Raw genomic sequence first — 25,147 nt, forward strand, 5'->3', positions numbered from 1 at the left:
CGGGGCGCGGCCGGCGGAACAGGAGGGCCGCGCCCACCCCGCCGGGGAACCGGCGGATGCCCGCGAGCGCCGCAGTCCGGCCGAGGACCAGCAGCGGGACGGTGTCGGAGGCGAGATGGCCCCGGCAGGGGGTGGCCACGGGACGGCCGCTGGACGGCACGAGGAACAACGCCCAGAAGCCCCCGGCCGGTTCCGGGTTCGGCCGGTGCGCGGGGGGCAGCTACTCTCGGCGTGTGGAATCCACGACTTCAGTGAGTCAGCAGCCGCGTCGGCCTTGGATTGTCGGGGTGTCGGGCGCTTCGGGGACCCCGTTCGCCGCTTCGGTGGTGCGTGGGCTGCTCGCCGCCGGTGAGGACGTGGACCTGGTGGTGAGCCGTGCCTCGCGACTCACGCTGCTGGACGAGACCGGGATCGCCTTCCGCGACGCGCACTGGCGGGACGACCTCGCGAGCTGGCTGGCGCGGGGGGCGGACGGCAAGCCGGACACCTTCGCCCCGGACCTCTCCGGGGTGCGCCACTGGCCCGCCGGTGACCTCGCGGCGGGGCCGTCCTCGGGCTCGTACCCGGCGAAGGGGATGCTGATCGTCCCTGCCTCGACGGCCTGCGTGGCCGGGGTCGCGCTCGGGCTGTCGAAGGACCTGCTCCAGCGGGCCGCGAGCGTCACGCTCAAGGAGCGGCGCACCCTCGTCGTCGCGGTACGGGAGACACCCCTGAGCGGGGCGACGCTGAAGCAGATGGTGGCCCTGGACGAGGCGGGGGCCGTGGTGCTGCCCGCCTCCCCGGCGTTCTACGCGGGCGCCACGCACATCCAGGACCTGGTGGACTTCGTCGCGGGGCGGGTGCTGGACGCGGCGGGGGTGCCGCACGGTCTGTACCGCCGGTGGGAGGGGGAGCTCGGTGGCGGCTCACGTACCGCCTGAGGGCGGGCCGGCCCGGTCGGCGCTTGCGGTGGCGCGGGGTGCGGCTCTCCGCGACGCGCCGTGCGGCGGCGGGCTGTCCGTTCCGCGAGCGGTTCGCCTGGTCCCGCAGCTCGCGCACGCGGGCGGAGACCCTCTCGATCGAGGCCGCCGCCTCGCACGGAAGCACGGTATGCGCTCCTGAAGGTTCGCACGCGCTTCGCGAACCAGATGAAAGATTCGCAGGGCACAGCCCCTGTCAACCTTAAATTCCACACGTAGACTTGCGATACTGCTGAACAATGGAAGGTTCTGTCATATGGACGCGGTGGACAGGCAGCTCATCCAAGCCCTCCGGGAGAACGGCAGGGCGTCGTACGCCGAGCTGGGCCGGCTCGTCGGCCTCTCGGGTCCCAGCGTCACCGACCGGATCAACCGGCTGGAGTCGGCCGGAGTCATCACCGGCTACCGCGCCACGGTCGACGCGGCGGCCCTCGGCCTCGGCGTCACCGCGCTGATCGGCATCTCGCTCTCCGACGCGGCCGACCACGAGGACGTGGCGCGCCGGCTGCGCGACCTGGAGGAGATCGAGGATGCCTGGTTCATCGCGGGCGACGACTCCTACATGCTCAAGGTGCGGGTCGGTGACGTGGACGGCCTGGAGAAGACGATCCGCCGGCTGAGCGGAACGAAGGGCGTTTCCCGCACCCGGACGACGATCGTGCTCTCCACGAAGTGGGAGAACCGGGTCGGGGAGCTTCCCGAAGAGCGTTGAGGGTGTCCCCGGGGACGGCCGGGCAACCTCGGGGCGTACGGTTACGGAAAGTCTGTTACGTAGAGAAAATGGGAGGCGTTCTAGTGGACGCGGGACTCAAGCGCGAGCTGGAGGAGAAGGTCCGGGCCGGCGAGCGGCTGAGCCGCGAGGACGGGATCGCTCTCTACGAGTCCGACGACCTGGCCTGGCTCGGCGGTCTGGCCCATGAAGTGCGCACCGTCAAGAACGGTGACGTCGTGCACTTCAACGTCAACCGGCACCTCAACATGACGAACGTGTGCACCGCCTCGTGCGCGTACTGCTCGTTCCAGCGCAAGCCGGGCGAGAAGGACGCGTACACGATGCGCATCGAGGAGGCCGTCCGCCTCGCCAAGGCGATGGAGAACGACAACCTCACCGAGCTGCACATCGTCAACGGGCTCCACCCCACCCTGCCGTGGCGGTACTACCCGCGCTCGCTCAGCGCCCTCAAGGAGGCGCTGCCGAACGTGGCGCTGAAGGCGTTCACGGCGACGGAGATCCACCACTTCGAGACGATCTCCGGCCTCAGCGCCTCCGAGATCCTCGACGAGCTGATCGAAGCCGGGCTGGAGTCGCTGACCGGCGGCGGCGCGGAGATCTTCGACTGGGAGGTCCGCCAGCACATCGTCGACCACAACACCCACTGGGAGGACTGGTCGCGCATCCACCGCCTCGCGCACGAGAAGGGTCTCAAGACCCCGGCGACGATGCTGTACGGGCACATCGAGGAGCCCCGTCACCGCGTCGACCACGTGCTGCGGCTGCGCGAGATGCAGGACGAGACCGGAGGCTTCCAGGTCTTCATCCCGCTGCGCTACCAGCACGACTTCGTGGACATGAAGGACGGCAAGATCCGCAACAAGCTCCAGGCGCGGACCACGATGGCCACCGGCGCCGAGGCGCTGAAGACCTTCGCCGTCTCCCGGCTGCTGTTCGACAACGTGCCGCACGTCAAGGTGTTCTGGGTGATGCACGGCGTGCAGACGGCCCAGCTGGCGCTCCAGCACGGCGCGGACGACATGGACGGCTCGGTCGTCGAGTACAAGATCACGCACGACGCGGACAACTACGGCACGCCGAACAAGCTCGGCCGTGACGATCTGCTGGAGCTCATCCGGGACGCGGGCTTCCAGCCCGTCGAGCGCAACACCCGGTACGAGATCATCCGCGAGTACCCGGGCCCGGACGCCGACCGGCGCGAGACGCCGCAGGCGATGCGGGTCTGACACCACGTGTTCGCCGAGGGGCCCCGGTCGCAGGTACGCCGCCCGCGACCGGGGCCCCTCCGCGTCACCGGTCCGTACCGGGCTTCCTCCGGCCCGTCCCGCATGCCGGAAAGGCGGTTGGGGTCACCGAGGTGTAATGGCTAATCTTGCTCCATGCCTCTTACCTTCACCCTGGACCCCGCGTTCGGTCCCGAGCTGCGCGACGGCCTCCTCGCACTCTGGACCGACGTCTCCAACGCGGGTGGCGCGGTCGGCTTCGTGCCGCCGGTCACCACCGAGGACGTCCGCCCCGAGCTGCTCAAGCACCTCACCGCGATGGCCGAGGGGCGTACCCGGCTGCTCGTCGGGCGGGACGAGGGCGGCGCGGTCGCGGCGACCGTCTTCCTCACCCTCAACACCCACCGGTTGATGCGCCACTGGCTCTGGCTCTACACGGTGATGGTCCACCCCTCCCACCAGGGCAAGGGATACGGGCGCGACCTCATGGCGGCGGCGGCCGACGCGGCGCGCACCATCGACGGCATGGAGTACATCCGGCTCACCTGCCGGGGCGGCACCGGCGTGGACCGCTTCTACGCGAGCTGCGGCTACAAGGAAGTGGGCCGGGTGCCGGGGGCGATCCGGGTCGCCGAGGGCGACGACCGGGACGACATCACCATGCTGCTCCCGCTCGCCTGACCGGTCCCGGGCGAGTGTTCCCGCAGTTCAGGCGGGGGCGTACGAGGAGCGCGGGGGGCCGCGGCAACCCCGTGAACCGAACGATTTCGGGGCATGCTTCACTGGTCGGGCAGGATCGCATCACCGTCGTACGTAGAGAGAGGTCGGCCGTGTCCGCTGCCAAGCCGAGCGCAATGATCCGGTACTCCGCGCTGCGACTGTTGATTTTCGTCGCCTGCTTCTTCGTCGCGGGGGTGGCGGTCCACTTCGGTGTGATCCCCTCCGGCGTCGGCGGCTCCAACGTCGTCTGGGTCGTCCTGCTCGGGCTGGTGCTGTCCGCCCCGCTGAGCTACGTCCTGCTGCGCAAGCAGCGCGACGAGATGTCCGTCCAGGTCGTCGAGAAGGTGGACCGCGCCAAGGCCCGCCTGGAGGCGAACCGCACGCGCGAGGACGCCGTCCAGTAGGGCGTGGTTCTCGTCCCTGCGGAACCCGGCACGTAACCTTCGTCACATCCGCGCCCTTCGGGGTGTGCCGCACCTCGGGCCCCGGCCCGGAGCAAGTCGCTCCGGAACCGGGGCCCTTGGCGTTCTTATCCGCTGCTTACGGGGCGCGGTTCGCCCGATACCCGCTCATAGAAAAGCTTTGAGCACCTCAAAGTCGCGGTGTTAACGTGAATGACATGAAGACAGCAGTGCGAATCCGCTACGCCCCGGGCGTCCCGCTCGTGGCGCGCCTGCACGTCGATCTCTGCCGCTGCACGACCGCGGCCTGTTGTCGCCTCTGACCCGGCAGCATGCAGCGGCGCCGCCTCCCGGCGAGGACGCCGCCTCCGTCCCCTTCCCCTTCTCGCGTACGCATGCCTTCCCCTGCGTACGCCGCGTCCTGTCTGGAGTGTGTCCGTGTCCGCGAACTCCGCGTCCACCACGGAGACCACCGAGCCCAAGAGCTCCGGTTTCCGCATACCGAAGGTGCCCTTCTGGGCCCAGATCGTCGCCGGTCTGGTCCTCGGTGTCGTCCTCGGCTGGATCACCCGCTCGTACGACGTCGCGTGGCTCTACACCACGCTCGACAAGATCGGCCACATCTTCGTCCAGCTGCTGAAGCTGGCCGTCGCGCCGCTCGTCTTCTTCGCGATCCTGGTGTCGATCACCAACCTCCGCAAGGTCAACAACGCGGCCCGGCTCGCCACCCGCACCCTGCTCTGGTTCATGATCACCTCGCTGATCGCGGTGGCCATCGGCCTCGCCATCGGCCTGATCACCAACCCGGGCTCCGGCACCGGCCTCACGCCGAAGGACGGCCTCAAGCCCGAGCACGCCGGCTCCTGGCTGGACTTCCTCACCGGCATCGTCCCGACCGACGTGATCACGCCGTTCACCGAGCTGAACGTCCTCCAGATCGTCTTCATGGCCGCCGTCGCCGGCATCGCCGCCCTGAAGCTCGGCGAGAAGGCCCAGCCGATCCTCACCCTCAGCGAGTCGATCCTGGAGCTGCTCCAGAAGGCCCTGTGGTGGGTCATCCGCCTCGCCCCGCTCGGCACCGTCGGCCTCATCGGCTACGCCATCGCCGACTACGGCTGGGACCTCATCGGCAAGTACGCCACCTTCACCGCCGACGTCTACGTCGGCTGCGCCCTGGTGCTCTTCGGCGTCTACCCGCTGCTCCTCGCCACCGTCGCCAAGGTCAGCCCGATCCAGTTCTTCAAGGGCGCCTGGCCCGCGATCCAGCTGGCGTTCGTCTCCCGCTCCTCGGTGGGCACCATGCCCGTCACCCAGAAGGTCACCGAGCGCCTCGGCGTCCCGAAGGAGTACGCCTCCTTCGCCGTGCCGTTCGGCGCCACGACCAAGATGGACGGCTGCGCCGCGATCTACCCGTCGCTGGCCGCGATCTTCATCGCGCAGATCTTCGACGTGCAGCTCGGCGTCGGTGACTACGTCCTGATCGCGTTCGTCTCGGTCATCGGCTCCGCCGCGACCGCCGGTCTCACCGGCGCGACGGTCATGCTGACCCTGACCCTCTCGACGCTGGGCCTCCCGCTGGAGGGCGTCGGCCTGCTCATGGCGATCGACCCGATCCTGGACATGATGCGCACCGCCACCAACGTGGCCGGCCAGGCGCTGGTCCCGGTGATCGTCTCGGCCCGCGAGAAGATCCTCGACCTCGGCAAGTACAACTCCGCCTCGGCCTCGCCGGTGGACGAGATCGAGGTCGCCGACGAGGAGCCCGTACGGGTCCCCGTCGCCGCCTGATCCCTTTCGTACCGCGTCTCCAGGGGCGCCCGGGTCCTTCGGGACCGGGGCGCCCCTGTGGTGTTCCCGGGCCCGCGTGCGCCGTCGCGCCGACGGGTTCCGCTCCCGCTCCCCGTACCCTTACTCGGGAGTAAGGCTGCGGGGGCGGAAGGAAGTCCGACATGGATGCGGTGAAGAGCAAGCGGATGCCACGCGCCGTGCGTGAGCAGCAGATGATGGACGCGGCGGTCCAGATCTTCGGGCAGCGCGGCTACCGCGCGGCCTCGATGGACGAGATCGCGGAGCTCGCCGGCGTGTCGAAGCCGCTGGTCTACCTGTACCTGAACTCCAAGGAGGAGCTCTTCACCGCGTGCATCCGCCGGGAGGCGAAGGCGCTGGTGGACGCGGTCCAGGCGGGAGTGGAGCCGGGGCTGCCCGCCGACCGGCAGCTCTGGGAGGGGCTGCGCGCGTTCTTCCTGCACACCGCGGAGAACCCGGACGGCTGGGCGGTGCTGCACCGCCAGGCGCGGACGCACGGGGAGCCGTTCGCCTCGGAGATCACCACCATGCGGGACGAGATCGTCGCGTTCGTGACCGGTCTGATCGGCGCCGCCGCCCGGGAGGCCCACCACGACCCCGCGCTGCCCGACCGGGACGTGGCCGGGCTCGCCCAGGCGCTGGTGGGGGCCGCCGAGGCGCTGGCGGGGTGGGCCAACGACACCCCGGGGGTCTCGGCCCGGGAGGCGGCGGCGACGCTGATGAACTTCTCCTGGGCGGGCCTGGAGAACCTCATGAACGGGCGGCCCTGGCAGCCGCCCGTCTGATCCGGTGGCTGCCGCCGGTACAGGCCGACACGGCGGTTCTCAGGGGTTCTCGGGCGCCAGTCCGGCGGCGACCAGGGCCGCGTGGACCGCCTGGCCCAGTGCCTGTACGGCGGACTGGGGGCGAACCATCACGGTGAACTCCTTGATCAGCCCGGCCCCGTCGAAGTGCAGCAGGTCGATGCCGTGGATCTGGACGCCGTTCACGGTGGCGCGGAAGACCAGGATCTCCGAGGGGGCCTCCTCGCCGTCGGCGCTGGTCTCGGCGGTGCCCTCGTACCGGCCGACGTAGTGGAAGTCCTCGAAGACCTGGAGCAGCACCCCGAGGAGTCCCAGCACCTGGGGCCTGCCGTCGAAGGGGGTGAACTTCACCGGGCTGTAGAGGCGGACGTCGTCGGTGAACAGGGCTTCGACGGTGTCGAGTTCGCCCTTCTCCACGGCGGCGCGGAAGCGTTCGGCGGTCTCCATGGCGCATTCCTCCTGGTGTGCGTGCGGCACGGGGCGGTGCCGTGCCGTGCCGTGCCGTGCCGGTCGTACCGTACGGGCTCACAGGTCCCGGGTCACCGTGCCGGTGAGGTGGACGCGCGCGCCGTCCGTGCCGCCGCGCAGCTGGAACGTCGTGCCCGAGCCGTCCGCCGCGTACGTCACCGTGCCCGGCAGCAGCACCGGGGACCGGAACTCCGCCCGTACGGTGCGGACGTGGTCGGCGCCCTCCACCTCGGCGAGGCAGCGGGCGACGGTCCACATGCCGTGCGCGATGGCCCGGGGAAAGCCGAACAGGCGGGCGGTGAGCGGGTGGAGGTGGATCGGGTTGCGGTCGCCCGAGGCGGCACCGTACCGCCGCCCCAGGTCGCCGGTGAGCCGCCACTCGGTGACGGCGGGCAGGCCGGGGGCCTCATGCGTGGCGCCGGCCGCGGTCGGCGTGGCGGGGGCGGTCCGTACGGAGTGGCGGGCGAGGTACCCGCTGCGGGACTCCCACACCAGCTCGTCCGCCACCCGGGCCTCCGTCACCACGGTGGCCTCGGTTCCCCGGCGGTGCGGTGTCAACGCTTCCGCGTACACGGTGAGTCGCAGTGGCTCCGCCGGCCGTACGGGCCGGTGGGAGGTGATCTCGATCCAGGTGTGGACGAGTCCCAGCACCGGCAGCGGGAACGCCCGTGCCGTCATCAGCCGCATCGCGAGCGGGAACGCCAGCACGTGCGGATAGGTCGGGGGGAGCGGGCCGGTGGCGGGGAAGTGGCAGATCCGGCGGTAGCGGGCGAGGAGTTCGGCCGGCGCGGGGGCCGCGGGGCCGGTGACGCGGGTGGCCGGGAGTGCGGCTCCCGGGCGGCCGGGGTGTTTCAGTGGCGAGGTCAACGCGCCGCGCAGCAGGAGGAGTCCGAGTCCGGGCATCGGCTCACGCTCCCAGCAGGCTCTGGCCGCAGACGCGTACCACCTGGCCGTTGACGGCGGTGGACGCGGGCTGCGCGAACCACGCGGTGGTCTCGGCCACGTCCACCGGAAGTCCGCCCTGGGAGAGGGAGTTCATGCGGCGGCCCGCCTCGCGGATGAGGAGCGGCACGGCGGCGGTCATCTTCGTCTCGATGAAGCCGGGGGCGACCGCGTTGACCGTGACCCCGTGGTCGGCGACGGCGCGCGGGGCGAGCGAGCGGACCAGGCCGATGATGCCGGCCTTGCTCGCCGCGTAGTTGGTCTGCCCGGTGTTCCCCGCGATGCCCGCGATGGAGGCGGTGGCGACGATCCGGCCGCCCCGGTTGAGGGTGCCCGCCTTGAGCAGCGCGTCCGTGGTCCGCAGCACCGAGTCGAGGTTGACGTCGATCACGGAGGCCCAGCGGTCGGCCGCCATGTTGGCGAGCCGGCGGTCGCGGGTGATGCCCGCGTTGTGCACGAGGACGTCGAGCCCGTCCGGGAAGGCCGCCGCGATCCGCTCGGCGGCGTCCGGTGCGGTGATGTCCAGCGGCAGCGCGGTGGCGCCGAGCCGGTCCGCCGTACGCACCAGGTCCTCCTCGGCCCGGGGGACGTCGAGGCAGACCACCCGGGCGCCGTCGCGGGCCAGCGTGGAGGCCACCGCCTCGCCGATGCCCCGGGCGGAGCCGGTGACCAGCGCGGTGCGGCCGGTCAGCGGGGCGAACCAGTCGGCGACCGGGTCGGGAGCCGCGCCGGAGACTTCGACGACCTGGCCGCTGACGTACGCGGACCGTGGCGAGAGGAGGAAGCGCAGGGTGGACTCGGCGGACGCGGCGGCGCCCGGCACGACCCGCACCAGCTGCACGGTGGCGCCCCGGCCGATCTCCTTGCCCAGCGAGCGGACGAAACCCTCCAACGCCTGCTGGGCGGCGGCCTGGTGGTGGTCCTCGGGGGACGGGGCCGTACCGAGGACGACGATCCGGCCGTTGCGGGCGACCGAGCGGACGACGGGGTGCAGGGCCGCGTGGAGGGCGGCGAGGCCCGCCGCGGAGGTGATGCCCGTCGCGTCCACGACGATTCCGGCGGGCCGGTCGGCGCGCTCCACCACCGGCAGCCCGAGGCGGGCGAGCACCTCGCCGACCTCGCCCCGGACGGCCGCCTCACCCGCCGTGAGGTGCAGCAACGGCCCGTCGAGGGTGGGCGTCCCCAGGGACCAGCGGCGCAGCGGCGAGGGCTGGGGGAGGCCCAGGCTCCGGGTGAGGAAGCGGCCGGGGGCTGTGCCGGTCAGGTGCAGATAGCGGTCGGCCATTGTCCAGACTCCCTGCTCGGTCGTAGATTTACTCCGGAGTAAGGTTACTCAAGAGTCAGGAGCTGGTCGAGATGAACCGCACGCGGACAGGGCGCGGGCCCACAGCACCGCTCGGGGCGATCGCGGGGGTCGCGACGGCCGAGGCGATCGTGAGGGCCGCGACGGCCGGGACGAGAGGGCCGCGATGATCCCGCTGCCGCAGCCGCGCCGGGTCGCCGTCCTCGGGGGCAGCCGCATCCCCTTCGCCCGCTCCGACGGCCCCTACGCCGAGGCGTCCAACCAGCAGATGCTGACGGCCGCGCTCGACGGGCTCGTCGAGCGGTTCGGTCTGGCCGGGCAGCGGGTGGGGGAGTTCGCCGCCGGTGCCGTGCTCAAGCACAGCCGCGACTTCAACCTCGCCCGCGAGACGGTGCTCGGCTCCCGCCTCGACCCCCGCACCCCGGCGTACGACGTCCAGCAGGCCTGCGGCACCGGCCTCCAGGCCGTCATCGGCGTCGCGAACAAGATCACCCTCGGAGCGATCGACTCGGGCATCGCGGGCGGCGCGGACACCACGAGCGACGCGCCGCTCGGCGTCAACGACGAACTCCGCCGCATCCTGCTGAACGCCCGCCGTGCCCAGGGCAACGCCGCCCGGCTGCGGGCGCTCGCAGCCGTCCGCCCGCGTCACCTCGTCCCCGACATCCCGCGCAACGCCGAGCCGCGCACCGGGCTCTCGATGGGCGAGCACGCCGCGATCACCGCCCGCCGCTGGGGCGTCCCGCGCGAGGACCAGGACCTGCTGGCGGCGACCAGCCACCAGCGGCTGGCCGCCGCCTACGACCGCGGGTTCCTGGACGACCTCGTCGTCCCGTACCTCGGCCTGGAGCGGGACCAGAACCTGCGGCCCGGCTCCACGGTCGGGAAACTCGCCACGCTGAAGCCGGTGTTCGGCGCCGGCCACCCCGACGCGACGATGACCGCCGGGAACTCCACCCCGCTCACCGACGGCGCCGCCACCGTGCTGCTGGCGAGCGAGGAGTGGGCGCGCGAACGCGGCCTCACGCCACTGGCGTACCTCACGCTGTACGAGACCGCCGCCGTGGACTACGTGCACGGCGAGGACGGCCTGCTGATGGCCCCGGCGTACGCGGTGCCCCGGCTGCTGGAACGGGCGGGCCTGACCTTCGAGGACTTCGACCTGTTCGAGGTGCACGAGGCGTTCGCCTCACAGGTGCTCGCCACGCTCGCCGCCTGGCGGAAGCAGGGCCTCGGCCCCGTCGACCGGGAGAAGCTCAACGTGGCCGGTTCCTCGCTCGCCACCGGCCACCCCTTCGCCGCGACCGGCGCCCGGATCGTCGCCACCCTCGCCAAGCTGCTCGCGGAGCGCGAGGGGCCGGGGCGCGGGCTGATCTCGGTCTGCGCGGCCGGTGGCCTGGGGGTGACCGCGATCCTCGAACGGCCCTGACGGGGAACCTCGTCCGCCGCCGGACCCGACCTGCCACCGTCCCGCCACCGTCCCCGCATCCGAGGAGCCGCACGTGTCCACGCCCCCCGCCCCGCCCGCATCCCCGGCCGACGGCACCGCGTCCGCCGCCGCGCCGCCCGTCCTGATTCCCCCGCTGCTCCTGCGCGGCGCGGACGGCCGTGTGCGGGAGGCCTCCGTACCCGCGTTCGCGCCGCCCGTACGGCACGGCTCGCTCGCCGAGATCCCCTTCGACAACGCGCGCGAGGCGCCCTCGGACGCCGTCCTCAGCCGCAAGCGGGAGGACGGCAGCTGGGGGGACGTGACCGCCCTCGCGTTCGCCGAGGAGGTACGCGCCCTCGCCAAGGGCCTGATCGCGGAGGGGTTCCAGCCCGGCGCCCGGATCGCGATCATGGCCCGTACGACGTACGAGTGGACGCTGCTCGACTTCGCCGCCTGGGCCGCCGGGCTCGTCACCGTCCCGATCTACCCGACGTCCTCGGCGTACCAGGTGCGGTGGATCCTCCAGGACTCCGGCGCGCGGGCCTGCGCGGTCGAGACCAAGGAGCAGGCGCGGATCGTCAGTCAGGAGCGCAGGGGACTCGACGGCCTGGCCCACCTGTGGCAGTTCGACACCGGGGCGCTCGGCCGGCTCAGGACGGCCGGCCGGCACGTGCCCGACGCGGCGGTGGACGAACGCCGCGCCCTGCTGACCCCGGACACCGCCGCCACCCTCATCTACACCTCCGGCACCACCGGCCGCCCCAAGGGGTGCGTCCTCACCCACGGCAACTTCTTCGCCGAGGTCGACAACGCCATCGAGCTGCTGCACCCGGTCTTCAAGTCCGTCTCCACGTACCCGGCTTCGACCCTGCTGTTCCTGCCGCTCAGCCATGTCTTCGGCCGGATGGTCGCGATCGGCTGCCTGCGCGCCCGGGTCCGCATCGGACACGCCCCCTCCATCCGCACCGAGGACCTGCTGGAGGACCTGGCGGGGTTCCAGCCGTCGTTCCTGCTGGCGATCCCGTACGTCCTGGAGAAGGTCTTCAACACCGGTCGCGCCACCGCCGAGAAGATGGGCCGCGCCTCCTCCTTCGACCGGGCCGCCCGCATCGCCCAGCGGTACGGGCGGGCCGTCGAGGCCGCCGAACACGGCACGGGCCCCGGTCCCGGTACCGCCCTGAAGATGGCCCGCAAGCTCTACGACCCGCTGGTCTACCGCCGCATCCGCGCGGCCCTCGGCGGCCATGTCCGGTACGTCATCTGCGGCGGCTCCCCGCTGGGCGGCCGGCTCGCCTCCTTCTACGCGGGCGCCGGGATCGAGATCTTCGAGGGGTACGGCCTCACCGAGACCACCGCCGCCCACACGGTGACCCCGCCCCTCAAACCCCGCCTGGGCACGGTCGGCTGGCCGCTGCCCGGGACCTCGGTACGGATCGCGGACGACGGCGAGGTGCTGCTCCGGGGCGGCCAGGTCTTCCACGGCTACTGGGACGCGGAGACCGGCACGTCCGTACCGGTGGTGCAGGACGGCTGGTTCGCCACCGGTGACCTCGGCGCCCTCGACGACGACGGCTACCTCACCATCACCGGCCGCAAGAAGGACGTCATCATCACCTCGGGCGGCAAGAACGTCATCCCGGCCCCGCTGGAGGACTGGCTGCGCGCCCACCCGCTGGTCGGCCAGTGCATGGTCGTCGGCGACAACCGCTCCTTCATCACGGCGCTGATCACCCTGGAGGAGGACGGGCTCGCGCACTGGCGGCAGATGAAGAAGAAGCAGGGCGTTCCGCTCCGTGAACTGGTCGACGACCCGGAACTCCGCGAGACGATCCAGCACGCGGTGGACGAGGCCAACGGCTCCGTCTCACGCGCCGAGTCGATCCGCAAGTTCACCGTGCTGCCCGTCGACTTCACCGAGGCGAGCGGCCACCTCACGCCCTCGCTGAAGCTCAAACGGGACGTGGTGGCACGGGACTTCGCGGCGGAGATCGAGGAGCTGTACCGCAAGTGAGCGCGACCGGCGGTGCGGGCGTCCTGGCCCGTCAGCCGAGCCGGACCGGCGCCAGGAGTCCGGCCGTCGACCGCCTGCGGGCCCGGCGGACGCTCCTGAGCGTGGCGAGCCCGCAGGCCACGGCCGCGAGGAGCAGGAGCAGCGGAGCCGCGAACGCGGCGGACCGCGCCAGGGGACTCGTGCGCGGGGCGATGTAGTCGCCCCAGGGGGCGCGTACTGCCTCGACGGTACGGCCGGGGTGCTGCCGGCCCGGCAGCACGACCGTGGTGCCGTCGGGCCGTACGCCCTCGCAGCGGACGTAGCTGTTCTTGCCGGTGTCCCGGGTCGTGCAGGCGGTGACGGCCACCCGCACGGCCGGGCCGCCCGGCGCCACGTACGCCAGGCCGACCAGCACGGCGAGGACCGTCGCTCCCGCGCAGAGCGCCGTCAGCAGTCCCCACAGGACCGCCGTCGGCCACCTCTCCGTACCGCCCCCGCCTCTCATGGCGCCGAACCTACTCCCCGCGCGGGTCAGGGCATCACAGCGGGTTGTCGCCCTTCATGTTGAGGGCGTGGCCCGGCCGGAAGAAGCGCCTGGCGGCGAAGTGGCCGTGCTCGGCCGCCATCCGGAACCACGGCTCCGACGCCGCCAGCCCGTCGCGCTGCTCCACCAGGCGGCCCATCTCCCACATCGACTCGGGGTCCTTCCGCTCCACCCCCAGCCGGAACACGCGCTCGGCCTCGTCCAGGTCTCCCTGGATCTTCGCGAGCAGCGCGATCGATCGCAGGGCCCGCAGGTCGCCGCCCTCGGCGGCGGCGGCCAGCTTCTGCGGGGTGCCGTACTTCCGGTGCAGGTGCCAGGCGCGCAGCGCGAGGAGGAGACCCAGCAGCCAGGCCGCCCAACTGGCGTCGAACAGCGTGTCGTTGTCGGTCGCCATCCCGATCACGCTCAGGACCGCCGCCACGACGAACAGCAGGAATGCCATGCGTACCCCCCCGGGTTGTGCACTGCCCACCCGCACTCTTCCCGGTGTGCGCCCCCGCAACCCCGGGAGGGCGGGAATGCTCGGCCCCGGCCCAGGGGGTCTGTCCGGCCGCCCGCGCCGTCCGCGCCGTCCGCCCGACGGGAACAGCCGGAGACAGCCAACCGCCCGGCGGCCGTGGGTGATCGCCCGGGGGACCGCTGTCCTCGGACCATGCTCCGTACAGAACAATGCGTACGGAACGACGCGTACGGAACAATGTGTACGGAACAATGTGTACGGAACAATGCGTACGGGGCCACGAAGCGTTGCCCCGTACCGCCGCCCCCGAGCGGCGGGGCCCGCCCGCTCCGACCGACGGCCCGCCACGGCGGGAACCCGCGCCGCCGGAGCGGGCCCTACCGGAGGACTGCCATGAGTGACCCCAGCCCCCTTGTCGTCGTTTCCGGCGCCCTGTGGGTCGTGGCCGCCGCCGTGTCGGTGATCACCGCGACCGTCCGGACCTTCCGGATCAGGCGCAGGGCCGACGCGGACGGAACCGGCGCACGCGCGCCCTGGGCTCCGTTCGGGCCGGAGTGCACCTGGCCCTTGGTCGCGGCGGCCGTCGGGTACGCCGTCGAGGCGGTGATCGTGCGGCGCATCAGTCTGGGAGACGCCTCGCAGAGCATCTGGTGGCCCGTGTTCGCCGCGTCGGCGCTCACGTACGTGACCCAGCGGCGCCTGCGGGGGCGGGCGAAGGGTGCTTCCGCGCTGTTCGCGGCCGCCGGTGCCGTGCTCTTCGGCCCGGTGTTCGGCTGACGCGCGGGCGGGGCGGGCTGAGCGGGGCGGCGCCCGGCCGCCGGGTGCCGGACCGCCTCCCCGTCCAGCCCGCGCCTCCCCGCTCAACCCGCCGGTCCTCTCGGCCCGCCCCGCTCACCCCGTGCGTCCGCCCCGCAGTCGTTCCAGCAGCGCGCTCTCGGCCCGGTGGGCGCCCGGGTCCTCCCAGAAGGTGACGGGGACGCCCCGGAGGTGGCGGCCGTGCGGGTCCAGGAGGTGGCCGGCCAGCTTGAGCGGCCAGAGGGTCACCGCCCGGTCGGCGACGACCAGTTCGGGGAACCGGGCGGCCAACCGGGCCTCGAAGGCGCCGATTTCCTCGGCCGAGCGCAGCCAGACCGCGAGCATCAGGTTGTGCGGCCCCGACAGCGAGGCGCAGAGGCGGGTTTCGCGCATCCCGATGAGCTGGGCAGCGATCCGTGCGGTGTCGGCTGCCGGGGCGACGCCCCACAGGGTCACCGAGATCGGCCAGCCGGAGAGGCAACGCGCCACTTCGCAGCGGTAGACGAGGGCGTCCTCGCGGTGCATCCGGCCCAGCCGTCGGCGTACGGTGCTGGGACTCACGCCCAGGCGCTCCGCGAGCCGGGCGGCGGGCTGGCGGAAGTCCTCGCTGAGCAGCAGGTAGAGCCGGTTGTCCAGGTCGTCCGGGGTGGTCAGGCCCCGGCGCGGCAGGGAAGGGCCCCGGTCCCTGGTGAGGGTGTCCTGGCTGTCCGGGGCGAGCCGGTCCAGCCGCCAGCGGCTGCCCTCGGTGTGGACGGCGGTGGCGATCTGCGAGCGGGTGGCGGCGACACCGGGCAGGGTGCCGAGCCGGAAACCGACGTACCGGGCCAGCATCGCCTGGTCGGGGAAGGCGGCGGTGAGGACCAGGTCCCGGGAGCCGGTGACGTGCTCGATGGTGATCAGGTGCGGGTCGTCCGCGATCCGGGCCGCCACCTCGTGCAGGGCGCCCGCCGCGCAGTCCACCTCGATGAACGCGATGATCGGCAGCGTCACCCCGGACGCCACCGTGTAGCAGCTCAGCCAGGCGTGTCCGGCCTCGGTGAGGCGGTTCCAGCGGCGCGCGGCCGTCGAGGCGTCCACCCCGAGCGCCTTGCCGATCTGCGCCCACTCCGCCCGGGGCGAGGTCTGCAACGCGGTGATCAGGAGATAGTCCAGCTCGTCGAGAGGGGCGTCGTCGGGGGCGGTGGTCCGGGGACCGCGGGCAGGCGCCGGGGCTGTGGCGGATTTCTGCGTGGAGGACCTCATCGGCGCCGCTTTCCTGCGGATGATCATCAGTGGAGTGCTCGGGTCCGCACCATACGCCCATGTCTCTGCTCCAGGATGCCCACGCCCTCGCCCCCGCGCTGACCGAACTCCGCCACGCCCTGCACCGGGAACCCGAACTCGGCCTCGACCTCCCGCTCACCCAGCGCAGGATCGTGGAGGCCCTGGCGGGCCTCGGGCTGGAGATCACCCTGGGAAAGGGGCTCAGCTCCGTCACCGCCGTGCTGCGCGGCGGGCTGCCCGGTCCCGCGGTGCTGCTCCGCGGCGACATGGACGGGCTCCCCGTCCAGGAGGACACCGGCCTCCCGTACGCCTCCGTGCTCGACGGCCGGATGCACGCCTGCGGCCACGATCTGCACGTCACCGGGCTGGTCGGCGCGGCCCGGCTGCTCGCGGAGCGGCGCGCGGAGCTGGCCGGGGACGTGGTCCTCATGTTCCAGCCCGGCGAGGAGGGCCGGGGCGGCGCGAAGATCATGATCGAGGAGGGGGTGCTCGACGCGGCGGGGGAGCGGGTCGTCGCCGCGTACGCCCTGCACGTGGTCTCCACCGGGGCGCCGACCGGCTTCGCCGCCACCCGGCCCGGCCCGATGCTCGCCGCCTCGGACGAGGTCCACGTCACCGTGCACGGCCGGGGCGGGCACGGTTCGTCCCCGCACCTCGCGGCCGATCCGGTACCCGCGATGTGCGCGATGGTCACCGCGCTCCAGACCCTGGTCACCCGTGAGGCGGACATCTTCGATCCGGCGGTCGTCACCGTGGGCCGGATCGAGGCCGGAACGGCGCCCAATGTCATCCCGGAGGACGCGCGCTTCTCCGCCACCGTACGGACGTTCTCCGACGCCGCCCGCGCCACCGTCCGCGCCGGCTTCGAGCGGACCGTGCACGGGGTGGCCGCCGCCCACGGGGTCACCGCGACCGTCGACCACGCCGACCAGTACCCGCCGACCGTCAACCACGCCGAGGAGGCGTCGTTCGCGCTGGAGACCGCGCGGCGGATCCTCGGCCCGGAGCACGCCTTCGAGGCGCCCAAGCCGATGGCCGGGGCGGAGGACTTCTCCTTCGTGCTGCGCGAGGTGCCCGGCGCGTTCGTCGGACTCGGCGCCTGCCCGCCCGGCGTCGATCCCGCAACCGCCCCGATGAACCACTCCGCCCAGGCGGTGTACGACGACGGCGCCCTGCCGCTCGCCGCCGCGCTGCTCGCCGGGCTGGCCCTGCGCCGCCTCGGCCACGACGTGTAGGGGCCCGCCCTCCCGCTCGGCCTTCCGGTGCCACCGCCGTCCCGAACCCGCTGGAGCCCGCCCATGACCGCCACCGCCCCGCCCACCCCGTCCGCCCGGCCCCCGGCCGGACCACCACCCGCCGCGTCCGTGACGGCGGTCGTGGGACTCCTCGTGTTCTTCGAGGCGACCAGCGGCTTTCTCCAGGTCGGGCTGGCCCCGCTGCTGCCCGACCTCGCCGACCACCTCTCGATCGGTTCGGCCTCCCTCAACTGGGTGGTCTCCGTGCAGCTGCTGGCGGCGGCGGTGTGCGTCCCGCTGTTCGGGCGGCTCGGCGATCTGCACGGCCACCGCCGGATGCTCCGGATCGCGCTCGCGCTGATCGCCGCCGGAACGCTGACCGTCGCCCTCGCGCCCGACTACCCGGTGCTGCTGGCCGGACGGGTGCTCCAGGGGCCGATCGCGGCGCTGCTGCCGCTGGAGATCGCCCTCGTACGGGACCGGCTGCCGGTCGCCGAAGCGCGCCGGGCCATCGCCCGGCTCGTCGGGGCGCTGACGCTCGGCGCGATGGCGGGCGGGGTGGTGATGGGGCTGGTCGACTCCGCGTTCGGCTCGCTGCGGCTGACCCTGCTGGTCCCGGCCGTTCTCGCGGTGGCCTGCGTACCGGTCTCCTTCGTCGCCGTACCGGAGTCGCGCACCAGGGCCGGCGGGCGCGTCGACCGGGCCGGGGTGGTGCTCCTCGGCGCCGCGATGATCGCCCTGCTCGCCGGGGTGTCGGGCGCGGAGGACGGCTCCTGGGGCTCGGTGCGGGTGCTCGGTCCGGTGACCCTGGGGCTCGCGCTGCTCGCCCTCTGGGTGCGGGTCGAGCTGCGCAGCGGCGAACCGCTCGTGGACATACGCGCGTTGGCGGCACGGACCACCGCCCCCTTCTTCTGCGCGGCCTTCCTCTTCGGGGTCTTCTACTTCGGCAGTCAGACCCCCAACTCGACTTTCTACGCGGCCGATCCGGCGACCGACGGGTACGGCTTCGGGCTCGGCGCCCTCGCCATCTCGCTGGTGTCGCTGCCCGGCGCGGTCGGCAGCGTCGTCGGCTCCCTCTCCACGGCCGCGCTGGCGAAGCGGATCGGCTACCGGTCGACGCTGATGGCCGCCTTCGGTCTGGTCGCGCTCACCTTCACCCAATTCGCGTTCTTCCACGCGGAGATGTGGCAGATGGCGGCCGGATCGGCCTTCCTCGGCCTCGGTGTCGGACTGGCGCTGGGCGCCATGCCCACCGTCATCGTGGAGGCGACCGAGCCCGCCCGTACGGGGATCGCCGCCGCCCTCTACAACAACGTGAAGACGCTCGGCGGGGCCGTGGCGGGCGGGGTGTTCGCCTCCCTGCTCGGCGCGTTCCGCCCGGACCTCACCGGCGAGCCGGGCGAGGGCGGCTACACGGCGGTGTGGCTGGTCGGCGCGGCGGCTGCCCTCGCGGCGGTCGCGATGAGCGCGCTGTCCCGGCGCGGGGAGGAGTGAGGCGCGCCCCGCGAAGGGTCAGTCCGCCTCAAGGGGCACCAGTCGGCGGGCCGCCTCCACGATGTGCGCCCGTCGACGACCTGCCCGGCCGCGCTGTCCGGCCCGGACACTCCGGTCACCGTGCCGTCCGGCCCGGACACTCCGGTCACCGCACCGACCGCAGCGCGCGGAGCGTGGGCGTCGCGCCCCGTTCCGCCGGCCGTTCCGGGTCCTCCCGTACGGGCCCCGCCCCGCCACCGCCCGCCCCGCCGTCGCCGGCCCCCCGCTCCCGTACCAGTCCCGGCAGCGTGGCCACCTCGGTGAGCGCGTCCACACGCCAGTCGGCCGACTCCACCACGTCCGGGTGATCCGCCCACCAGTGCCCGAACGGGCCCCGCCGCAGGTGGGCGGTGCGCAGACCGGCGGCCTTCGCCGGGAAGAGGTCCTCGGCCGGGTGGTCGCCGACGTAGACCGTGGTGCGCGGGTCGGCGTCCGACGCCTTGAGCACCCGCGCGTAGAACTCCGGGTCCGGCTTGGTGACGCCCCACTCCGCCGAGCTGACGACGAGGTCCGCCGGGAGGTCCAGGGCCCGCAACTGCTCGGTGGCGCGTGCCGACCGGTGCCCCGCCACCACCACCCGGAACCCGAGCGAGCGGAGTCCGGCGAGCGCCGGGCGTACGTCCGGGTAGAGGTCCCGCTCGCCCAGGTGCTCGCCGCGCCCCGCCGCCTCGCGGGCCAGCTCCGCCTCCGCCACGTCCATGCCGGGGCGGAGCAGCGCCAGCGCGTCCGTGGCGTTCTGGCCCCCGACGACGGCGGCGCCGACCAGAGCGCTCACCGTGTGCACGGGCACACCCAGCCAGTCGGCCCAGGACGCCCAGTGGCGGTCGTCGCGTACGAGGGTCTCACCGATGTCGAACACGATCGTTTCCATCACCGTGCCGACCCTACGGGGCGGACCCCGCCGCACCGCCGACATCCGCGCCCGGACGCGCGGGGCGGGTTCCGCCGGGTGCGGTCGGGTGCGGTGAGGTGTGCGCGATCGTGCGACGAGGTGTGCGCGAACGTGTGGCGACCGGCCGACCCGGGCCCCGGTGCCGCTCGTATGCTCGATCCCATGACCGATCCTCAGAGCGGACGCCCCACGACCAACGCCATGCGGCGCGCACTCAAACGGGCACGTGACGGTGTGGCCCTCGACGCGACCGAGGCCGCCGTACTCCTCCAGGCGCGCGGTGACGATCTGACGGATCTCACCGCGTCCGCCGCCCGGGTGCGCGACGCGGGCCTGGAGGCGGCGGGACGGCCGGGCGTCATCACGTACTCCCGCAAGGTGTTCATCCCGCTCACCCGCCTCTGCCGCGACATCTGTCACTACTGCACCTTCGTCACCGTCCCCGGCAAGCTCCGCCGCGAGGGTCACGGGATGTTCCTCTCCCCCGACGAGGTCCTCGGCATCGCCCGCGAGGGCGCGGCGCTCGGCTGCAAGGAAGCGCTCTTCACGCTCGGCGACCGCCCCGAGGACCGCTGGCCCGAGGCGCGGGAGTGGCTGGAGGCCGAGGGGTACGACGACACCCTGGCGTACGTACGCGCCATGGCGATCCGGGTCCTGGAGGAGACGGGCCTGCTCCCGCACCTCAACCCCGGAGTGCTCGGCTGGACCGACCTCCAGCGCCTCAAGCCGGTCGCCCCGTCGATGGGGATGATGCTGGAGACCACCGCGACCCGCCTGTGGTCCGAGAAGGGCGGCCCGCACCACGGCTCCCCGGACAAGGAACCGGCCGTCCGGCTGCGCGTCCTGGAGGACGCCGGCCGCTCCAACGTCCCCTTCACCACCGGCATCCTGATCGGCATCGGCGAGAACTACGAGGAGCGCGCCGACTCCCTCTTCGAGATCCGCCGCACCGCCCGCGCCTACCACGGCATCCAGGAAGTCATCATCCAGAACTTCCGCGCCAAACCGGACACCGCGATGCGTGCGATGCCCGACGCGGAGCTGGAGGAACTGGCCGCGACGATCGCCGTCGCCCGGCACATCCTCGGCCCCTCAGCCCGCATCCAGGCCCCGCCGAACCTGGTGGACTCGGAGTACGCGCTGATCGTCGGCGCGGGCATCGACGACTGGGGCGGGGTCTCGCCGCTCACCCCCGACCACGTGAACCCCGAACGCCCCTGGCCGCACATCGACGAACTCGCCGCCCGTACCGCCGAGTCGGGCTTCTCCTTGCGTGAACGCCTGACCATCTACCCGGAGTTCATCCGGCGCGGCGAACCGTGGCTCGACCCGCGGCTGCTCCCGCACGTGCGCGCGCTCGCCGACCCGGAGACGGGCATGGCGAAGGAGGGCGCGATCCCCGTCGGTCTGCCCTGGCAGGAACCGGACGAGCAGTTCGGCGCGAGCGGGCGCACCGACCTGCACCGCACCATCGACACCGAGGGCCGCACCGGCGACCGCCGCGAGGACTTCGACGAGGTGTACGGGGACTGGGAGGCGCTCCGCGAGGCCGCCGCCCCCGGCATGGTCCCGTCCCGCATCGACACCGACGTGCGCGAGGCGCTGAGCCAGGCCGCCGACGACCCGACGAAGCTCACCGACGCCCAGGCCCTCGCCCTGCTCCACGCGGAGGGCCCGGCACTCGACGAGCTCTGCCGGATCGCGGACACGCTGCGCCGCGACACGGTCGGCGACGAGGTCACCTACATCGTCACCCGGAACATCAACTTCACCAACGTCTGCTACACCGGCTGCCGGTTCTGCGCCTTCGCGCAGCGCCGTACCGACGCCGACGCGTACACCCTCTCCCTCGACCAGGTCGCCGACCGGGCGGCCCAGGCGTGGGACGTCGGCGCGGTGGAGGTCTGCATGCAGGGCGGCATCCACCCGGACCTGCCCGGCACCGCCTACTTCGACATCGCGCGGGCCGTGAAGGACCGCGTCCCCGGCATGCACGTGCACGCCTTCTCGCCGATGGAGGTCGTCAACGGGGCTACCCGTACCGGGCTTTCGATCCGTGACTGGCTGATCGCCGCGAAGGAGGCCGGCCTCGGCTCCATTCCCGGCACGGCGGCGGAGATCCTGGACGACGAGGTCCGCTGGGTCCTCACCAAGGGAAAACTCCCCACCGCCACCTGGCTGGAGGTCGTGAAGACCGCCCACGAGGTCGGCCTGCGGTCCTCGTCCACCATGATGTACGGCCATGTCGACCAGCCCCGCCACTGGCTGGGCCACCTCCGCACGCTCGCCCGACTCCAGCAGGAGACGGGCGGGTTCACCGAGTTCGTGACCCTTCCCTTCATCCACACCAACGCCCCGGTCTACCTGGCCGGTATCGCCCGCCCCGGTCCCACCGACCGCGACAACAGGGCCGTCACCGCCATGGCCCGGCTGCTGCTCCACCCGCACATCACCAACATCCAGACCAGCTGGGTGAAGCTCGGCACCGAGGGCGCCGCCGAGATGCTCCGCTCGGGCGCCAACGACCTCGGCGGCACCCTGATGGAGGAGACCATCTCCCGGATGGCCGGGTCGAGTTACGGCTCGTACCGCTCCATCCAGGACCTGGTCGCCATCGCCGAACTCGCGGGCCGCCCGGCGAAGCCGCGCACCACCCTGTACGGCGAGGTCCCCGAGGAGCGCGTCACCGCCGCGACCGCCTCGGACGGCCACCTTCCGGAGCTGCTGCCGGTCCTGCCGGGGTGACCGGTGCGCCCCGCCGTCCCCGTACCTCCACGTCGGCGGACGGGGACGGCGGCCCGCTCAGGCGCGCGTGACGGGCTGCGTTGCCGTTGCCGTTGCCGTTGTTGATGCCGTGGTCGCCGGTGATCCCGTCGAGGCCAGCGCCTTGCCCAGCCGCAGCAGCCCCTCGGTGATCTCCTCGGGGGTGTGGGTGGTGAAGGACATCCGCAGGGCCGCCGGGTCGGCGGTCCCGGTGTAGAAGGGGGCGCCGGGCACGTACGCCACCTCGTGGGCGATCGCCTTCGGCAGCAGGGCGGTCGCGTCGTGGCCGTCGGGCAGCCGGACCCAGACGAACATCCCGCCGTCGGGCCGGTTCCAGGTGCTGCCCTGCGGGAGGGCGGCGGGCAGGCCGTCGAGCAGGGCGTTCCGGCGCTCGCCGTACGCGGCGCGGACCCGGCCCACATGGGCGTCGAGGTCCGAGACCTCCAGATAGCGCGCGGCGGCAGCCTGGTCCACGGCGGAGCAGTGCAGGTCGGCGGCCTGCTTGACGATCACGCAGGCCCGGCGCAGCGCGGCGGGCGCACGGAGATGACCGAGGCGCATACCGGGGGACATCACCTTGGAGAAGGTGCCGAGCAGGACCGTGCGGTCGGCGGCGGCGTCCAGCGAGGCGATCCACGGCACGCGCTCGCCCTCGTAGCGCAGCTCGCCGTACGGGTCGTCCTCGACGATCCACAGGCCGAGCCGCTGCGCGACCTCGGCGACGGCCTGCCGGCGCGCGAGCGGGAGGGTGCGTCCGGTCGGGTTCTGGAAGGTGGGGATCGTGTAGAGCAGCTTGGGCCGCTCCCGCTCGACGAGTTCCGCGAGCGCCACCGGGTCGATGCCCTCCTCGTCGCACGGCACCGGCAGGACCCGCGCCCCCGCGAAGCCGAAGCACTGCAACGCCGCGAGATACGTGGGGTCTTCGACGAGGACGGTGTCGCCGGGCTCCAGCAGTGCGGTGGTGAGCAGGGTCAGCGCCTGCTGCGATCCGGTGGTCACCAGCAGGTCCTCGGCCCCGGTCGGCAGCCCCCGGGCGGAGTACCGGGCGGCGACGGCCGCCCGCAGCCTTGGATCGCCGTCGGTCACCGAGTACTGGAGCGCCCGCGCCGCGTCCTCGGCCAGCACGTGGTCGTAGGCGGCCCGGATCCCCTCGGTGTCGAACAACTCCGGCGCCGGGAGTCCGCCCGCGAACGAGATTATCTCGGGGCGCGCGGTCAGCGCGAGGATCTCGCGTACGGGCGAGGCGTCGACCGCGGAAGCGCGTGCGGCGAGGGCGGGGGTGGCGGCTCGGGTCGTCATGCGCGAAGCCTACGGACAACTGCGCCTTCTCTTGAAGGCGTCGTCGGGGGTAAAGCATCAAGAGGGCAGAATTTGCCGGGCGTAACCGGGCGGCCGTGGCGGTGTGCCCTGCGGCGCCTGGCAGTTGTACCGGGCTGTGGGCGCTCCGTCGCCGGGCAGGGAGACCGGCCGTAGTGCCCTGCCACACCGTGGATCAGCCGTTCTCCGTCAGGGCCGCGTGTGCGGTGGTGAGGATCTTTTCGGAGAGCGGGGAGCCCTTGGTGGCCCGTGACAGGACCAGTGCGCCGAACAGTGTGCACAGCCGGGCGATGCCGTCCTGGTCGTCGTTGGCGAGGAAATCCGCAAAGTCGGAGACACCCTCGGTGTAGACGCGCCTGGCTCCACTCCCGCCGCCTTCCCGCGCGATGTCGGTGGCGAGCGCGGCGACCGGGCAGCCGTCCGCCGGGTTGTCGCGGTGGTCGACGGAGAGATAGGTGTCGATCAGCGCCCGCTGGGTGGCGTCGCGCTGACCGTCGTGCTCTTCGAGCCCGGCGGCGTGGTGGCCGGCGAGTCGGGTGAAGGCATGGGCGGTGGCCTCGTCGACGAGCGCCTCCTTGGAGGCGAACTGCTTGTAGAAAGCGCCGTGGGTGAGACCGGCCGCCTTCATCAGGTCGGCGACGCTGACCTGCGTGCCCTGCTCCCGGAAGAGCCGGGAGGCGGTGTCCACCACCCGGCTGCGGTTCTCCTCCGCCTGCGCCTGCGACACGCGGCCCATGACTGCCTCCCTTTTTGGATGTCGACTGGCATCTATCATAGAACGGTGTTTAGATTATGGCCATAATCCAAATGGGGTGGGTGGCCGGAAGGCGCCCGCAAGGGCCGGGAGCGGACACATGGAACTCAAGAACGCGGTCGCGGTCGTCACCGGCGCCAACCGGGGCCTGGGTCGGCACCTGGCCGCCCAGCTCGTGGAGCGCGGCGCGAAGGTGTACGCGGCGGCCCGGCGCCCCGAGCTGATCGACCTACCCGGTGTCACCCGCTTGCGGCTGGACGTCACGGACCACACGTCGGTCCGGGAGGCCGCCCGCATCGCGTCCGACGCAACGCTGCTCGTCAACAACGCGGGTGTGGCCACCGGTGCGACCCTCGTCGGGGGCGACCTGGACGAGGTGCGCCGGGAGATGGAGACCAACTTCTTCGGCCCGCTGTTCACGACCCGGGCGTTCGCTCCGGTCATCGAGGGCAACGGCGGCGGTGCCGTACTCAACGTCCTGTCCGTCCTGTCCTGGACGCACCCGGGTGGAGCGGGCTCGTACGCCGCTTCCAAGGCGGCCGCCTGGGCCCTGACCGGTGCGGCCCGGGACGAGCTGGCACCTCGCGGTATCGCCGTCTCCGCGCTGCACGTCGGTTATATGGACACCGACATGGCCGCGGCCGTACCCGCCGACCGGAAGACCGCCGCCGCCGACGTCGCCGCACTCGCCCTCGACGGCATCGAGGCGGGCCTGCCCGAGATCCTCGCCGACGAGGTGACCCGGCAGGTCAAGCGGAACCTGGCCGCCGCCCCATCGCCCTCATGGGCCGGCCCCCGATCGACCGCGTGAACA

23 protein-coding genes and 1 pseudogene are annotated in these 25,147 nt (G+C 72.8%); 14 read left to right on the top strand and 10 right to left on the bottom strand.

What is annotated here, in order from left to right; genetic code table 11:
• Positions 1-19 precede the first annotated feature (19 nt).
• A pseudogene (locus ACFZAX_RS29370) lies at positions 20-118 on the bottom strand (rhomboid family intramembrane serine protease); the annotation flags it as partial.
• Positions 119-251: 133 nt separating this feature from the next.
• Here ACFZAX_RS29370 and ACFZAX_RS29375 point away from each other — a divergent pair.
• From ACFZAX_RS29375 to ACFZAX_RS29405, 7 genes are all read left to right on the top strand, one after another.
• Positions 252-920 carry a UbiX family flavin prenyltransferase gene (locus ACFZAX_RS29375; protein ID WP_390965392.1) on the top strand — a complete coding sequence of 223 codons (669 nt, stop codon included), beginning with the start codon at positions 252-254 and terminating at the stop codon, positions 918-920.
• A gap of 295 nt (positions 921-1,215) precedes the next feature.
• On the top strand, positions 1,216-1,671 hold the full coding sequence (locus tag ACFZAX_RS29380; RefSeq protein WP_390965322.1) for an Lrp/AsnC ligand binding domain-containing protein: 456 nt from the start codon (positions 1,216-1,218) through the stop codon (positions 1,669-1,671).
• Positions 1,672-1,754: 83 nt separating this feature from the next.
• A complete protein-coding gene (gene mqnE / locus ACFZAX_RS29385) occupies positions 1,755-2,918 on the top strand; it encodes an aminofutalosine synthase MqnE (RefSeq protein ID WP_390965393.1) in 1,164 nt (387 codons plus the stop codon).
• A gap of 153 nt (positions 2,919-3,071) precedes the next feature.
• Positions 3,072-3,596, top strand: a complete 525-nt coding sequence (locus ACFZAX_RS29390) for a GNAT family N-acetyltransferase (protein ID WP_390965323.1) — start codon at positions 3,072-3,074, stop codon at positions 3,594-3,596.
• Positions 3,597-3,745: 149 nt separating this feature from the next.
• Entirely contained in the window at positions 3,746-4,039 is a 294-nt protein-coding gene (locus tag ACFZAX_RS29395) for a DUF4229 domain-containing protein (RefSeq protein WP_390965324.1), read from the top strand.
• Between the two features lie 435 nt (positions 4,040-4,474).
• Entirely contained in the window at positions 4,475-5,824 is a 1,350-nt protein-coding gene (locus ACFZAX_RS29400) for a cation:dicarboxylate symporter family transporter (RefSeq protein WP_390965325.1), read from the top strand.
• Positions 5,825-5,985: 161 nt separating this feature from the next.
• Complete coding sequence (locus ACFZAX_RS29405; protein WP_390965326.1) at positions 5,986-6,627, top strand: TetR family transcriptional regulator; 642 nt, start codon at positions 5,986-5,988, stop codon at positions 6,625-6,627.
• 39 nt (positions 6,628-6,666) lie between these two features.
• Here ACFZAX_RS29405 and ACFZAX_RS29410 read toward each other — a convergent pair whose 3' ends face one another.
• From ACFZAX_RS29410 to ACFZAX_RS29420, 3 genes are all read right to left on the bottom strand, one after another.
• Complete coding sequence (locus ACFZAX_RS29410; RefSeq protein ID WP_390965327.1) at positions 6,667-7,092, bottom strand: nuclear transport factor 2 family protein; 426 nt, start codon at positions 7,090-7,092, stop codon at positions 6,667-6,669.
• Positions 7,093-7,170: 78 nt separating this feature from the next.
• Positions 7,171-8,016, bottom strand: coding sequence for a MaoC/PaaZ C-terminal domain-containing protein (locus ACFZAX_RS29415; RefSeq protein WP_390965328.1), 846 nt, complete (start codon positions 8,014-8,016; stop codon positions 7,171-7,173).
• A 4-nt stretch (positions 8,017-8,020) separates the two neighbouring features.
• On the bottom strand, positions 8,021-9,340 hold the full coding sequence (locus tag ACFZAX_RS29420) for a 3-oxoacyl-ACP reductase (protein ID WP_390965330.1): 1,320 nt from the start codon (positions 9,338-9,340) through the stop codon (positions 8,021-8,023).
• A 184-nt stretch (positions 9,341-9,524) separates the two neighbouring features.
• On the opposite strand from ACFZAX_RS29420, the gene ACFZAX_RS29425 reads away from it, so the two are divergent.
• The gene (locus ACFZAX_RS29425) at positions 9,525-10,787 is read left to right on the top strand and encodes an acetyl-CoA C-acetyltransferase (RefSeq protein ID WP_390965331.1); all 1,263 of its coding nucleotides are present in this window, start codon (positions 9,525-9,527) and stop codon (positions 10,785-10,787) included.
• A 73-nt stretch (positions 10,788-10,860) separates the two neighbouring features.
• On the top strand, positions 10,861-12,798 hold the full coding sequence (locus ACFZAX_RS29430) for an AMP-binding protein (protein WP_390965333.1): 1,938 nt from the start codon (positions 10,861-10,863) through the stop codon (positions 12,796-12,798).
• 31 nt (positions 12,799-12,829) lie between these two features.
• Here the strand turns inward: ACFZAX_RS29430 and ACFZAX_RS29435 are convergent, their stop codons facing one another.
• Both ACFZAX_RS29435 and ACFZAX_RS29440 read right to left on the bottom strand, forming a co-directional pair.
• Positions 12,830-13,282, bottom strand: coding sequence for a hypothetical protein (locus tag ACFZAX_RS29435; RefSeq protein WP_390965334.1), 453 nt, complete (start codon positions 13,280-13,282; stop codon positions 12,830-12,832).
• 34 nt (positions 13,283-13,316) lie between these two features.
• The gene (locus ACFZAX_RS29440; protein ID WP_390965335.1) at positions 13,317-13,763 is read right to left on the bottom strand and encodes a sel1 repeat family protein; all 447 of its coding nucleotides are present in this window, start codon (positions 13,761-13,763) and stop codon (positions 13,317-13,319) included.
• Between the two features lie 411 nt (positions 13,764-14,174).
• Between ACFZAX_RS29440 and ACFZAX_RS29445 the strand changes: the two genes are divergently transcribed.
• Positions 14,175-14,558 (top strand): hypothetical protein, encoded by a 384-nt coding sequence (locus ACFZAX_RS29445; protein ID WP_390965336.1) that lies wholly within the window; start codon positions 14,175-14,177, stop codon positions 14,556-14,558.
• 114 nt (positions 14,559-14,672) lie between these two features.
• On the opposite strand, the gene ACFZAX_RS29450 is transcribed toward ACFZAX_RS29445, so the two are convergent.
• Entirely contained in the window at positions 14,673-15,818 is a 1,146-nt protein-coding gene (locus ACFZAX_RS29450) for an AsnC family transcriptional regulator (RefSeq protein ID WP_390965337.1), read from the bottom strand.
• A 59-nt stretch (positions 15,819-15,877) separates the two neighbouring features.
• Between ACFZAX_RS29450 and ACFZAX_RS29455 the strand changes: the two genes are divergently transcribed.
• Both ACFZAX_RS29455 and ACFZAX_RS29460 read left to right on the top strand, forming a co-directional pair.
• A complete protein-coding gene (locus ACFZAX_RS29455; protein ID WP_390965338.1) occupies positions 15,878-17,074 on the top strand; it encodes an amidohydrolase in 1,197 nt (398 codons plus the stop codon).
• 63 nt (positions 17,075-17,137) lie between these two features.
• Entirely contained in the window at positions 17,138-18,568 is a 1,431-nt protein-coding gene (locus ACFZAX_RS29460; protein WP_390965339.1) for an MFS transporter, read from the top strand.
• 145 nt (positions 18,569-18,713) lie between these two features.
• Here the strand turns inward: ACFZAX_RS29460 and ACFZAX_RS29465 are convergent, their stop codons facing one another.
• Complete coding sequence (locus tag ACFZAX_RS29465) at positions 18,714-19,478, bottom strand: HAD-IA family hydrolase (protein ID WP_390965394.1); 765 nt, start codon at positions 19,476-19,478, stop codon at positions 18,714-18,716.
• 171 nt (positions 19,479-19,649) lie between these two features.
• On the opposite strand from ACFZAX_RS29465, the gene ACFZAX_RS29470 reads away from it, so the two are divergent.
• The gene (locus ACFZAX_RS29470) at positions 19,650-22,244 is read left to right on the top strand and encodes a bifunctional FO biosynthesis protein CofGH (RefSeq protein ID WP_390965340.1); all 2,595 of its coding nucleotides are present in this window, start codon (positions 19,650-19,652) and stop codon (positions 22,242-22,244) included.
• A gap of 57 nt (positions 22,245-22,301) precedes the next feature.
• Here ACFZAX_RS29470 and ACFZAX_RS29475 read toward each other — a convergent pair whose 3' ends face one another.
• Both ACFZAX_RS29475 and ACFZAX_RS29480 read right to left on the bottom strand, forming a co-directional pair.
• Positions 22,302-23,561, bottom strand: a complete 1,260-nt coding sequence (locus tag ACFZAX_RS29475) for an aminotransferase class I/II-fold pyridoxal phosphate-dependent enzyme (protein ID WP_390965341.1) — start codon at positions 23,559-23,561, stop codon at positions 22,302-22,304.
• A gap of 193 nt (positions 23,562-23,754) precedes the next feature.
• Positions 23,755-24,315 (bottom strand): TetR family transcriptional regulator, encoded by a 561-nt coding sequence (locus ACFZAX_RS29480; RefSeq protein WP_390965342.1) that lies wholly within the window; start codon positions 24,313-24,315, stop codon positions 23,755-23,757.
• Between the two features lie 118 nt (positions 24,316-24,433).
• On the opposite strand from ACFZAX_RS29480, the gene ACFZAX_RS29485 reads away from it, so the two are divergent.
• Positions 24,434-25,144: an SDR family oxidoreductase gene (locus ACFZAX_RS29485; RefSeq protein ID WP_390965343.1), complete on the top strand. Its 711-nt coding sequence runs from the start codon at positions 24,434-24,436 to the stop codon at positions 25,142-25,144.
• The last annotated feature ends 3 nt before the right edge of the window (positions 25,145-25,147 follow it).

Source organism: Streptomyces sp. NPDC008125, from assembly GCF_042957125.1.
GTDB lineage: Bacteria > Actinomycetota > Actinomycetes > Streptomycetales > Streptomycetaceae > Streptomyces.